This window comes from Pseudopontixanthobacter vadosimaris (genome assembly GCF_012979275.1).
Classification (GTDB): Bacteria; Pseudomonadota; Alphaproteobacteria; order Sphingomonadales; family Sphingomonadaceae; genus Pseudopontixanthobacter; species Pseudopontixanthobacter vadosimaris.
In genome coordinates, this window is record NZ_JABASZ010000002.1 from 21,326 (window position 1) to 33,710 (window position 12,385).

The window sequence follows — 12,385 nt, forward strand, 5'->3', positions numbered from 1 at the left end:
TTGCGCCGCGCAACTTCCGCCGTCCGTTACGCGGCCCTAGTCGCCGCTGAACTCTGCCAGCGCCGCCGCGTGCGCACGGCCGTTCTCGACATAATGGGCCACGCCCATCTGCATCCCCGCTTTCGCCTTGTCGGGCAGATCGCGCAGGAACTTGGCCGGACGCCCGGCCCAAAGCTGGCCCGCCGGGATCGTCTTGCCTGGCGTGAGCATCGCGCCCGCCGCCAGCATGGCATCGCTTTCCATGCGGCACCCGTTCATCACGATCGTACCGAGGCCGACGAAAGCGCGGTCCTCCAGCACGCAGCCATGCACCATGGCGAGATGGCCGATCAGCACGTCCTCGCCGATGATGGTCGGGAACCCATCAGGTACGCCCGGTTCAGGGCCATCGCAATGAACCACGCTGCCGTCCTGCACATTGCTGCGCGCACCGATCACCACGCGGTTCACTTCGGCACGGATGACGCAATTGTACCAGATGCTCGCATCGGCACCGATCTCCACATCGCCGATGATGCGGCAGCCGGGCGCGATGAAAGCGCTGTCGTGGATCTTCGGGCTCTTGCCGTGGATGGTGATGATGGAAACATCGGTGCGGCGGTCGTGTCCGGCGGCGTTGCTGCTCATGGCGCATTCTCCCATTGTTCGCGCGTGATGGCGTAGACGATCGTGTCGCGGAACGGCGGATCGTAGCGTTCATCCGCATAGTCGAGATCGCTGCGCCGCACCATGCCGAGCCGCTTCATCAGACCCCAGCTAGATGTATTTTCCGCAAGGGTCAGCGCGACGATGCGTTCGGCGCCGAGTCGGCCGAAGCTGGCAGCCAGTGCCGCCCTTGCAGCCTCTCTTGCATAACCCCTGCCCCAGGCATCGGCACGCAAGCGCCAGCCGATCTCCATTTCGCCCGTAACACTGCTGCCCGGTGCATCGGCGCGCTTCAAGCCGCAGAAGCCGAGCACTTCACCCGACAGCCAGCCGCCATCGTCCAACCGTTCGACAAGCCAGAAGCAGAAGCCGTTGGTTGCAAGGCAGGCCTCGACTCTCTGGCGCTGTGCCGCCACACCATCTTCATCCATCACCCCCGCCAGCCAGCGCATGACCTGCGGCGTATTGGTATGGCGGAAGAAAGCCCTCCAATCTGCATCGCCGCGAAATTCGCGCAAGCGTAGCCGGTCAGTTTCCACGTGGAACTCAACCATTCAGCAGGCGCGCGGCCGTGAGCGCATGATAGGTGAGGACGCCTGTGGCCCCGGCGCGGCGGAACGCGGTAAGCGTCTCCAGCAGCACCGCATCGCGATCGGCAGCTCCGGCAGAAGCTGCGGCCTCGATCATCGCATATTCGCCGCTGGTCTGATAGGCGAAGACCGGCATGGCAAATTGCTGCTTCACCCGCAGGACAATGTCGAGATAGGCGAGGCCTGGCTTGACCATCACGCTGTCTGCTCCCTCTGCGATGTCGAGCGCGACCTCACGCATCGCCTCCTCGGCATTGGCCGGGTCGAGCTGGTAGCTTTTCTTGTCGCCCTTCAGCAGCCCGCCCGATCCTACCGCATCGCGGAAGGGGCCGTAGAAGGCTGAGGCGAATTTGGCGGCATAGGCCATGATCTGCACATTGTTATGGCCGTTCATCTCCAGCCCCATGCGGATCTGGCGAATCCGGCCGTCCATCATGTCGGACGGAGCGACGATATCGGCCCCCGCCGCCGCCTGGTTCAATGCCTGGTCGACCAGCACCGCCACGGTATCGTCATTGGTGACATAGCCGGTCTTGTCCAGCAGCCCGTCCTGCCCGTGACTGGTATAGGGGTCGAGCGCGACATCGGTCAGAATGCCGATATCCTGTCCGCAGGCATCGCGCACCGCGCGGATTGCCCGGCACATCAGATTGTCGGGCGACAGCGCCTCTGCACCATCTTCGCTGCGCAGGGCTGGCGGCGTGTTGGGGAACAGGGCAATGCAGGGAATACCGGCTTCGACCGCTTCCCTGGCGCGAAGGATGACGTGATCCACCGACCAGCGCGAAACGCCCGGAAGCGACGCGACGGGTTCCTCGACCCCCTTTCCTTCGGTAACGAAAAGCGGCCAGATCAGATCGGCGGCGCGCGGCTGGATCTCACGGTGGAGATTGCGGCTCCACCCACTCGAGCGGGTTCGGCGCATGCGGATATTGGGATAGCTTGCGGTCATGCCCCGCATCTGCCGCATCCGCGCCCGCTTCGCAATGCGGCCGTTCAGCCGATTGGGCGCGGGCCTTCCAGCCGTTCGATCTCGCGTTTCGGTGCCGTATCGACCGGCGCTGCCGACACCAGTGGTTCCAGCGCCGCGCCGGGCGTGACGGTTTTCAGCCGGGCCAGCGATTCGCGGAAGCGGCGGAGATCGCTGCCCGAAAGCTGCGCCCGGGTGACGAAGCTGACGCTGGCAGGGTCGATGGCGCGGCCTCCGCGATACATTTCGTAATGCAGATGCGGCCCGGTTGACAGGCCGGTCGAGCCGACATAGCCGATGACCTGCCCCCGGCGCACCGCCTGTCCGCCGCTGACGGCAAGGCGGCTCATGTGGCAATAGCGGGTCTGCAATCCGCCGCCGTGATTGACCCGCACGGCATTGCCGCAACCGCCCATGCGTCCGGCGCCCGTGACCGTGCCATCGGAAACCGCCACGATCGGCGTGCCATGCCGCGCCTTGAAATCCATGCCCGAATGCATCCGCCGATAGCCGAGGATCGGGTGCCGCCGCATGCCGAAACTGCTGGAAATGCGCCCCGGCACCGGCGCGACCATGCCGCTGCGCTGTTCGCCCACGCCGGATGCTTCGTAGAATTTCCCATCGTCGCCCCAGCGCATCAACTGCTTCACGGGATCGCCGCCACGCTCGAGGCCCGCATAGAGTAACTGCCCGGCCTGCCGTTCGCCCGTGGCCGCGCGGCGGTGAGACAGGACCATGTCGAATGTGTCGGTGGGCCGAAGATCCTCGGCCTGCTCGCTCTGAGCGGTTAAGGTCTGCAGATATTGCTGCACGGCACTGGCCGGTGCACCGGCCGCTCGGGCGGAACGGTACAGGCTGTCTCCGACGGTGCCGCGAATGCGCAGCGGCGTATCGTCCACCCTGATCGCTGTGCGTTCCAGCGACAGATTGCCGCCATTCCGCACGATACCGAGTTCGAGATCGAAGCGGGCGCGGAAGGATAGCCGTTCCAGCGGGCGCGCTTCGCCTGCGGCGGGGCGGCGGCCGAGAACGATATCGATACGGGTTCCATCGGCAATTTCACTGGCCGGCAGGGCGCGGCTGATCATGGTTTCGACGCGATTCGCCTCGGTTGAACCGACTCCCGATCGCTGCAGCATCCGGGCGAAACTGTCCCCGCGCGCAAGCGTCGCCAGCAGTTCCACGCGCGGCCGTTCGGGTGCGGATTGCAATGGCGTCACGGCGTCGGTCGCACCCATGTGCCGTCCGCTATCGGCCCCGAGAGCCAGCGGCATGATCATCTGGCTGCGATATTCATCGCGTGACGGCGCATCGATGTTTATCGGCGGAGCGGCCCGCAGCGGGGCGAAATCGGGCCAAAAGGCGAAAGCCGCGGCGCCCAGCGCCAGCATCGTGCCGAAGCCCCGGAACCAGCGTGCACTGCCGATGTCGTGGGCGAGATCGGGCGCAATGTCCATGGTGTCGGCGCGGGACGAGACCCCGAGTCGCCAGGCTTCGAAACGGTCGCGAACGCCGTATTGCCGCCGCAGCCGGGCGGTGCTGGCCTGCCCCGTGTCGTCGCCATGCCTCTCGCTTTGGCAGAAGTCGCGATCGATCTGCGCATTCGAAAGGGCGGCAGCAGGCGCATCGATGCCGCCAGCATCCTGCGCGGCCAGCGCAGTGTCGAACCCGTCCTCGTCATTCGGCCTGTACACTCGCGTCCCGTCCCCCTTGCACCCTCCTGCCGATCTGCGGCAATCCAGGCGGCCCGATCTGATCCGGCCCTTCGCAGAAACCTGGCCTGGAGCCAATCACCTCGCGAATGTGAGGCATTAAAGTTAACAGCGCCCTACAGCCGCGGCGATGCGGTGATTTCCTGCGCCGGGTGGTTGCGGCACGGGCCGGTCGATGCCACATTCAGCCACGTGAACCCGCGAATGTCCGACGATGCCGTGGTGAAGGCGGTCCTGGGGCCGACCAACACCGGCAAGACCCATCTCGCCATCGAGCGTATGTGCGCCCATTCCAGCGGTGCCATCGGCTTCCCGCTGCGCCTGCTGGCGCGCGAGGTCTACGACCGGGTCGTCGCGATCAAGGGCGAAAGCCAGGTGGCGCTGATCACCGGCGAGGAGAAGATTGAACCGCCGGATGCGCGTTATCTCTGCTGCACGGCGGAAGCGATGCCGCGCGACGGCGGCGGCCGCGCCTTTGTCGCACTGGACGAGGCGCAACTGGGTGCCAACCGCGAAAGAGGGCACATCTTCACCGACCGGCTGCTGAACGCGCGCGGGCGGGAGGAAACCATGCTGCTGGGTGCAGCGACGCTGGAACCGCTGGTGCGCAGCCTGCTGCCGAAGGCGGAAATCACGACCCGTCCGCGCTTCTCCACCCTGAAACATATCGGCGCGCGCAAGCTGTCGCGCCTGCCGCCGCGCAGCGCCATCGTCGCCTTCAGCACCGAACAGGTCTATGCCATGGCCGAAATGCTGCGGCGGTTTCGCGGCGGCGCGGCCGTGGTGATGGGGTCGCTCAGCCCCGCGACCCGCAACCGCCAGGTCGAATTGTTCCAGAATGGCGAGGTCGATTACATCGTCGCCACCGACGCTATTGGCATGGGCCTCAACCTCGACGTCAATCACGTCGCCTTCGCCAGCCTCGCCAAGTTCGACGGCGTCCGCAAGCGCCGCCTGCTACCGTCCGAAATGGCGCAGATCGCCGGGCGCGCCGGCCGGCACCAGCGCGACGGCACCTTTGGGGTGCTGTCCGGTATGGGCGCAGGCATGGACGGCAGCCGGGGAGCGCCCGCCGCATCGGCCGAGTTTACCGACGAGGAAATCTACGCGATCGAGGAGCATCGTTTCGCACCGCTGACCCGGCTGTTCTGGCGCGAGGCACAGCCGCGCTTCGACAGCCTCGGCACGCTGATCGCCGATCTGGAGGCGATCCCCGGCGATCCCGAACTGGTCCGCCCGCCCGAGGCGATCGACCTGACCGTGTTGAAACGCCTGTCCGAAGAACCGCTCGGCGGCGATATTCGCGGCGCCGCATCCGTGCGCCGCTTCTGGGAAGTCTGCAGCCTGCCCGATTTCCGTCAGCACGGGCCGGAGGTGCATGCCCGCTTCGTCGCGCGCCTGTGGCAGGATCTGCGCGGCGGTTATCTCGGGGCCGATTTCGTCGCCGCGCGCATTTCGGAACTGGACAATGTGCAGGGAGATATCGATACGCTGCAGGGGCGCATCGCGGCGATCCGCAGCTGGGCCTATATCTGCCAGCGGCCGGACTGGGTGTTGGCGCGTGACGAAATGGCGTCACGTGCCAGGGCAGCGGAAGCCCGCCTGTCCGATGCGCTGCACGCGCGGCTGACCGAACGATTCGTGAACCGGAGGACGGCGATACTGATGAAGGCCATGGGACAGGATGCTTCGTTGCTGCCCGTCGAACTGAACGACGACGGCACCATGACGGTGGAGGGGGAGCCCATCGGCAGGCTCGACGGCTTCCGCTTCAGCGTCGATCATGCGACCAGCCACGGGGATCGCAAGATGCTGCTGGCGGCAGCCGAGAAAGCCCTGCCCCGGATCCTGGCGAAGCGTGCGCAGGATCTGGTGCAGAACCGCATGGGCGAACTGGAACTGACCGGCGGTGCGATCCGCTGGAACGGTTATGAACTGGCGACGGTCACGGCAAGCGAAACCATCATCGCGCCCATCCTCTCGCCAGCCCGCGATCTCGCGCAATTGCCCGAGGCTGCACATGGCGAACTGCTGGCGGCGCTGCGGGAATGGCTGGTGGCCCACCTCGCCCCCCTCGAACCTCTCGAAAAGTTGCGGGTGGCGGCCCGCAACCCTGATGCGGGATCGGAAGCGCGCGCCCTGCTGCTGAATCTTATCGAAGGGCATGGCTATGTCAGCCGGGAAAAAGCCGGGGTCGAACATCTGCCCAAGGATATGCGGCCCTTTCTTCGAAGGCTTGGCGTCACCTTCGGCGCGCTCGACATCTTCGCACGCGATCTTCTGAAACCCGCGCCGCGCCAATTACTGCATAATCTCGGGATCGACACGCGCCCCTTGTCGGAAGCCATGCAGCCCGTGATCGCCCGAGAAGGACGCCTGCCGGCAGGCTACCGTCCGGCGGGTGAGCAGGCCATCCGCGTCGATATCGCCGAGAAGCTGCTCAAGGCCGCACATGATGCGCGCGGAGCGAATGACAGGGCCAAACAAGCGGGGAAGCGCCGTTTCGTCATCGACTCGGCGCTTCCGACCTCCACCGGGCTGACGCCTGAAAATTATCGGGGTCTTGTCGGCGGGGCTGGTTTCCGGGTGCAGAGGGCTGCACCTCTTGCCGAAGGGCATCTCGGCCCGCCGCGGCCCGACAGCTGGGAATGGCGGCCGGCGTCCCGCCGGAATCCGCCGCATCATCGATCCCGCGACGGTCGGAATGGAAGGGGGCAAGAAGGCGATGAGGCTGCGAAAAAAGGCAGCGGGAAAGCCGCCGGCAAGCGTATGCGCAGCAGGCATGAGGCACCGGACAAGGCCAAACCGCAGCGCCTGCCCGACCCGAACAGCCCATTCGCGGCGCTGGCAGATCTGGTCCGCTGATGGAGTGATGCGATGATCCCTGTAACGATGCATGGGCCCGCGTGAAGGCGCCTGACAGGAATTGCGCCGATGTCGATGCGCCCGTGCGTATCGACCGGCTGCTCTGCTATCTTCGCTTCGTCAAGACCCGCAGCCGCGCGCAGGAGCTTGTCGCCGCCGGCCAGATCCGCCGCAACGGTCAGCGCGTCACCCGGACCAGCCAGCCGGTTGGTATCGGCGACATCATCACGCTGCCGCTGGGGCGATGCATCCGGGTCGTCACCATCGAACGTCTGCCCGCCCGCCGTGGCCCCCCGCACGAGGCGCAGGCCTGCTATCGCGACCTTGACCCGAACGAAAAGAGCGGCATAGCACATCCTGCACCGTAAATTACCGAAGGGCACTTCGCCATGACCTATGTCGTCACCGACGCCTGCATCAAATGCAAATATACCGACTGCGTGGAAGTCTGCCCGGTCGATTGCTTCTATGAAGGCGATACCATGCTGGTGATCAACCCCAGCGAATGCATCGATTGCGGCGTTTGCGAACCGGAATGTCCGGCCGAAGCCATCCTGCCCGACACCGAGGACAATCTCGAGAAGTGGCTGGAGCTGAATACCAAATTCTCTGCCGAATGGCCGAACATCACGCAGCAGAAAGAACCCCCCGCCGATGCCGACGAGCATAAGGGCGAGGAAGGCAAGTTCGAAAAATATTTCACCGGCGAACCGGGTGAAGGCGATTGACGGCGCATTCCGACAAGCAGCACGCGACCGGTAACGATCATCCGCAGGGCTGGTTCGCGGCGCTGAAGCTGGCAGGGACAGAGGCAGGCAGGGACAATGCCGGGCTGATCTCGGCTGGAGTCGCTTATTACACTTTCCTCGCCATCGTTCCGCTGCTTGCGGCGATGGTGCTGATCTATGGCCTGGTCGTCGATGCCGAAACCGTCGCTCGCCATGCACAGACCATTGCGGGGGCGCTGCCGCAGACCGCCGCCGGCCTGATTATCGATCAGTTGGAAAGCGTCACGGAAAGCGAAGCGGGCAAGAAAGGGCTGGGTCTGCTCATCGCTCTGGCCGTGGCGCTGTTCGGCGCGCGCAAGGCAGCGGGATCAGTCATGCTGGCGCTCGATATCGCCTATGATCTCGACGACAGGCGCAGCTTCCTGAAGCGCAATCTGCTGGCCCTGCTGATGACGCTGGGTGCCATCATCGGATTCGCATTGGTCGGCGGGGCGGTTGCTGCCACCGGCTTTCTCGAAGGTTTCGCGGGCAAGCTGGCGAGTTATCTCGTGATCTGCGGCGCCGGGGTCGGCAGCGCCCTGCTGCTGTATCGCTACGCTCCCGATCGCGAAGCGCCGCATTGGCACCATCAGCTTCCGGGCGCCGTTTTCTTCGGCGTAGCCTGGATGCTGCTCACCGTTCTGTTCGGGATCTATGTCGCTAATTTCGGCAGTTACAATGCGACCTATGGCTCGCTGGGCGCGGTCGTGGTGCTGCTCACATGGCTGTATCTCACAGCCTATGTCCTGCTGATCGGTGCCGAATTGAACGCACCAGCCGAACGGAAAGAGCGCCCGGGCGTAGCAGAAAACGGCTAGGCGCCGTTTGCAAAGGCGATGGCCGCATCGTGATGATTTGCGGCTATGGCAATTTTGTTGCAAATCTGCTATATAATGCTGCAACCGCATCGCACTTGCACCGGGGTGACGCCCGGATTGCATGCGGACCGAATCGAAAGGCAGGCCCCTTCCGCCCCACTGGCTCGATTTTCCGATGACCTGCCACACCGCAGGATTGAGGGATGTCGTTCAGATCAGGTCTGCGTTTCCGCTGAAATAAGGATTGTTTATGGCAACGAAAGCCCCGGCCTTCGAAGTTGGCGATTACGTCGTTTACCCCAAGCATGGCGTTGGCCGTGTCATGGAATTGCAGAACGAGGAAATCGCCGGAATGCAGCTCGAACTGTATGTATTGCGGTTCGAAAAGGAACGCATGACCCTGCGCGTTCCCACCAACAAGATCGAATCCATCGGCATGCGCAAGCTTTCCAGCGACAAGACGCTGAAGGAAGCGATGGAAACGCTGAAGGGCAAGCCCAAGGTGAAGCGCACGATGTGGAGCCGCCGCGCCCAGGAATATGAAGCGAAGATCAATTCCGGCGATCTGGTGTCCATCGCCGAGGTGACGCGCGATCTGTTCCGCCCCGAGGATCAACCGGAACAATCCTATTCCGAGCGCCAGATATTCGAAGCGGCCTCCAGCCGTCTGGCCCGCGAGCTGGCCGCAATGGAAAAGACCGACGAACCTGCGGCGCTGGAAAAGATCCTCGAGGTGTTACGCGAGCATGCGCCGCAATATTACGGCTCCGACGAAGCTGAGTGACCCGCCTAGTTTTTTTGAGACAAGCAAGGGGCTGCCTTCCAGGCAGCCCTTTTCGTGACGAGGTTCGCTACGATGGCATTACCCGCTGACATGCTTTCGCCGCCTATTTCGGCTGTTGTGGCGGGCAGGCCCTTTCGCGTGACCCATGCGGCCCGCCTTCTGCTGCTGGTGGGGGCAGCGACGATGCTGCAGGGTTGCCTCGCCAAGACTGCGTGGGACGTTGCGACCCTGCCAGTGCGTGCGGCCGGCAAGGCCGTCGATATAACGACAACCAGTCAATCGGAAGCGGATCAGAAGCGCGGGCGCGAAATCCGTCGGCGTGAAGAGCGGCTCGGGATGCTGCAACGCCGCTACGACGGCCTGCTCGATCGATGCAATGGCGGCGATACGAGGGCCTGTGCAGAAGCAAGGGCCATCTATGCTGAAATCATTTCACTTCTCCCGGCGGTGCCGCTCGAAAGCGACTAGAGCCTCAGGCCGCAGCCCGCCGCAAGCGGTCGTTGATAGCCGCGCCTAGCCCATCTTGCGGAAGCGGCGCGACGGCGATCACTGGCTGCGATGCTGCCGCCGCGTCATGCAGGCACGCATACAGCCGCGCTGCCGCCTCTGCCAGATCACCGCTGGCCGACAGCGTGCAATCGCCAGTCACTGCGCCGAACCCGATCAGATATTCGTCGCCCTGCGCTTCACTCGCATTCAAGCGCATCGGTTTGCCCGGCGCATAGTGGCTCGTCATCTGCCCCGGGGCTTCGATCCCCTGTACCCCGCCCGGCAGGGGATCGCCCAGCAGTTCCGCCAGACTATCGCGGGCGATCGGCCCCGGGCGGAGCAGCGACCAACCCTCGTCTCGCAAGGCGACGATGGTCGATTCCACCCCGCTGTTACAGGCACCGCCATCCATGATGGCGGCAATCCGTCCGTCCAGAGTGGCGGCAACATGCTGCGGCGTGGTCGGGCTGATAAACCCGCTGCGGTTGGCGGACGGGGCGGCAAGCGCCAGCCCACTTGCGTGCAGGACCGCGCGCATGGCCGGATGAGCGGGCACGCGAAGGGCGATGGTGGCAAGGCCCGCCGTGACCGCTGGCGCGATGCCTGCGCCGTCACGCAGCGGCAGCACCATGGTGAGCGGGCCGGGCCAGAACCGGGTAGCCAGCATCTGCGCATGATGGTCGAGATGCGCCAGCCGGGCTGCGCGGCTGGCATCGGACACATGCACGATCAGCGGGTTGAAATCCGGCCGGCCCTTGGCCCGGTAGATGGCGGCTACAGCCTCGGCATCATCCGCCCTTGCGGCAAGGCCGTAAACAGTCTCCGTCGGCAATGCGACGCAGCGCCCGGCAGACAGCAACCCGGCGGCCCGCACCACCCCTGCCGCATCCGTCTCCAGCCATTCCGTAGCGTGCTTGCCGCCCATGCCGGGGGGCTATAGGTTGGCAGCGACAAAAGCCAAGGGAAACCGCCAGTGACACCGTACACGCCGCCGATCGAGGACCAGCTCCTCGCCATTCGAACCAATGCCGGGATCGCGGAACTCGCGCAGAGCGAACGCTTCGCCGCGGCAGAGGACGATTTGGTCGAAGCCATCGTGGAAGGCGTCGGCGCCTTTGCAGCGGGCGAATTCGCACCGCTCAACCGCATCGGCGACATCGAGGGCGCGCGGCTCGAAAACGGCGTAGTTCGCCTGCCGGACGGTTTCGCCGAAGCCTATGACCATTATGTCGAACAGGGCTGGAACGCGATTGCGGCCCCTGCCGGGCATGGCGGTCAGGGCCTGCCGTTCACCCTGTCGTGCAACGTTCTCGAAAACCTCGGCGCCGCCAACATGGCGTTCACCCTGCTGCCGATCCTGTCGGTGGGCGCGATCGACGCGCTGGATCATCACGGCAGCGAGGCGCAGAAAGCAAAATATCTGCCGAAGCTCGTCAGCGGCGAATGGTCGGGCACGATGAACCTGACCGAACCGCAGGCGGGCAGCGACGTGGGCGCGCTGCGGACGACGGCGGAACCCATCGAGGATGGAGAACATGCGGGCAAGTACCGGATCAAGGGGCAGAAGATCTATATTACCTGGGGCGACCACCAGCTGGCGCGCAACATCATTCATCTGGTGCTGGCCCGCACGCCCGATGCGCCTGAGGGCAGCCGGGGCATCAGCCTCTTCTTGGTACCGAAATATCATGTGAAGGACGATGGTTCGCCCGGTGCGGACAATGATGTGCGCTGCGTCAGCCTGGAGCACAAGCTGGGTATCAATGCCTCGCCCACCTGCGTGATGAGCTATGGCGATAATGACGAATGTATCGGTGAGATGGTCGGCGGCGAACATGGCGGCCTTCGCGCGATGTTCACGATGATGAATTCGGCCCGAATCAACGTGGGCAACCAGGGCGTGCAGATTGCCGAACGCGCCCTGCAACAGGCGCAGCATTACGCCCGCGAACGGATCCAGTCGGCCCGCGCCGGATCGGACGACCGCAGCCCCGTGGCTATCGTCGAACATCCCGACGTGCGCCGGATGCTGATCCGCATGAAATCGCTGACCGAAGCCATGCGTGCCCTGCTCTATTACACGGCCGGACAGGTCGACCGCGGCACCCTGGGCGATGTCGTCGCCGCGCGCCGTGCCGAGGTGCTGGTACCCCTGATCAAGGCCTGGGGCACCGACACCGGCGTGGAAGTCGCCAGCATCGGCATCCAGGTCCACGGCGGCATGGGCTTCGTGGAAGAAACCGGTGCGGCGCAGCATTACCGCGATGCGCGGATCGCGCCGATCTATGAGGGCACCAACGGCATCCAGGCAGCCGATCTGGTCACCCGCAAGCTGAACATGGAAGGCGGAGGGGTGTTCACTTCGCTCCTCGAGGATATGGCGCGCGACTGCGCAGATGAACCCGCCCTCTTCGCGCTGGCTGGCGATTGCGCCGCCGTGGCCGCATGGATGCGGGAGGAGGCGAGCCTGGACGACCGACTTGCGGGCAGCGTTCCCTTCACCACCATGTGCGCCGTAGCCATCGCGGGCTGGCAATTGCTGCGCCAGAAACGCGCGGTGGATGGCGGAGCAGCGCCGACCCTGCGCGAGGTGAAGGATGTGACCACGCGCTATTTCATCGACCATATCGTACCCGAAGCTGCCGGCCTCAAATCCGCCGCGGCGGACGGTGCTTCGTTGCTCTACAAGCTCGATGCCAGCCAGCTGATCGGCTGAAGCGCGCCTGTGAAGGGATATGGCGTGGA

The 12,385-nt window shown here is 64.7% G+C and carries 12 protein-coding genes; 7 read left to right on the forward strand and 5 right to left on the reverse strand.

Annotated elements, in window-relative coordinates; all coding sequences use genetic code 11:
* Positions 1–36 precede the first annotated feature (36 nt).
* The 4 genes from HG250_RS00110 to HG250_RS00125 are packed head-to-tail and all read right to left on the reverse strand — an operon-like array spanning position 37 to position 3,899.
* Positions 37–627 carry a gamma carbonic anhydrase family protein gene (locus HG250_RS00110; protein ID WP_170001618.1) on the reverse strand — a complete coding sequence of 197 codons (591 nt, stop codon included), beginning with the start codon at positions 625–627 and terminating at the stop codon, positions 37–39.
* The gene (locus tag HG250_RS00115; protein WP_170001619.1) at positions 624–1,199 is read right to left on the reverse strand and encodes a GNAT family N-acetyltransferase; all 576 of its coding nucleotides are present in this window, start codon (positions 1,197–1,199) and stop codon (positions 624–626) included. Before HG250_RS00115 ends, HG250_RS00110 begins: the two co-directional genes overlap by 4 nt.
* On the reverse strand, positions 1,192–2,187 hold the full coding sequence (hemB, locus tag HG250_RS00120) for a porphobilinogen synthase (RefSeq protein ID WP_170001621.1): 996 nt from the start codon (positions 2,185–2,187) through the stop codon (positions 1,192–1,194). The genes HG250_RS00115 and hemB overlap by 8 nt, the downstream gene beginning before the upstream one ends.
* Positions 2,188–2,231: 44 nt before the next feature.
* A complete protein-coding gene (locus HG250_RS00125) occupies positions 2,232–3,899 on the reverse strand; it encodes a peptidoglycan DD-metalloendopeptidase family protein (RefSeq protein ID WP_338103804.1) in 1,668 nt (555 codons plus the stop codon).
* A 222-nt stretch (positions 3,900–4,121) separates the two neighbouring features.
* Between HG250_RS00125 and HG250_RS00130 the strand changes: the two genes are divergently transcribed.
* From HG250_RS00130 to HG250_RS00155, 6 genes are all read left to right on the forward strand, one after another.
* The gene (locus HG250_RS00130) at positions 4,122–6,782 is read left to right on the forward strand and encodes a helicase-related protein (RefSeq protein WP_170001766.1); all 2,661 of its coding nucleotides are present in this window, start codon (positions 4,122–4,124) and stop codon (positions 6,780–6,782) included.
* Between the two features lie 41 nt (positions 6,783–6,823).
* On the forward strand, positions 6,824–7,150 hold the full coding sequence (locus HG250_RS00135; protein WP_338103805.1) for an RNA-binding S4 domain-containing protein: 327 nt from the start codon (positions 6,824–6,826) through the stop codon (positions 7,148–7,150).
* A 21-nt stretch (positions 7,151–7,171) separates the two neighbouring features.
* Positions 7,172–7,510, forward strand: coding sequence for a ferredoxin FdxA (gene fdxA, locus HG250_RS00140; RefSeq protein ID WP_170001623.1), 339 nt, complete (start codon positions 7,172–7,174; stop codon positions 7,508–7,510).
* The gene (locus tag HG250_RS00145) at positions 7,507–8,367 is read left to right on the forward strand and encodes a YihY/virulence factor BrkB family protein (protein WP_170001625.1); all 861 of its coding nucleotides are present in this window, start codon (positions 7,507–7,509) and stop codon (positions 8,365–8,367) included. Before fdxA ends, HG250_RS00145 begins: the two co-directional genes overlap by 4 nt.
* A 250-nt stretch (positions 8,368–8,617) precedes the next feature.
* Positions 8,618–9,151: a CarD family transcriptional regulator gene (locus HG250_RS00150; RefSeq protein ID WP_170001627.1), complete on the forward strand. Its 534-nt coding sequence runs from the start codon at positions 8,618–8,620 to the stop codon at positions 9,149–9,151.
* A 138-nt stretch (positions 9,152–9,289) separates the two neighbouring features.
* Positions 9,290–9,619, forward strand: a complete 330-nt coding sequence (locus tag HG250_RS00155) for a hypothetical protein (protein ID WP_420821295.1) — start codon at positions 9,290–9,292, stop codon at positions 9,617–9,619.
* A gap of 4 nt (positions 9,620–9,623) precedes the next feature.
* Here HG250_RS00155 and HG250_RS00160 read toward each other — a convergent pair whose 3' ends face one another.
* Entirely contained in the window at positions 9,624–10,565 is a 942-nt protein-coding gene (locus HG250_RS00160; protein WP_170001629.1) for an L-threonylcarbamoyladenylate synthase, read from the reverse strand.
* A 48-nt stretch (positions 10,566–10,613) separates the two neighbouring features.
* Here HG250_RS00160 and HG250_RS00165 point away from each other — a divergent pair, with 48 nt between their 5' ends.
* Positions 10,614–12,356: an acyl-CoA dehydrogenase family protein gene (locus tag HG250_RS00165; RefSeq protein WP_170001631.1), complete on the forward strand. Its 1,743-nt coding sequence runs from the start codon at positions 10,614–10,616 to the stop codon at positions 12,354–12,356.
* Positions 12,357–12,385: the final 29 nt, after the last annotated feature.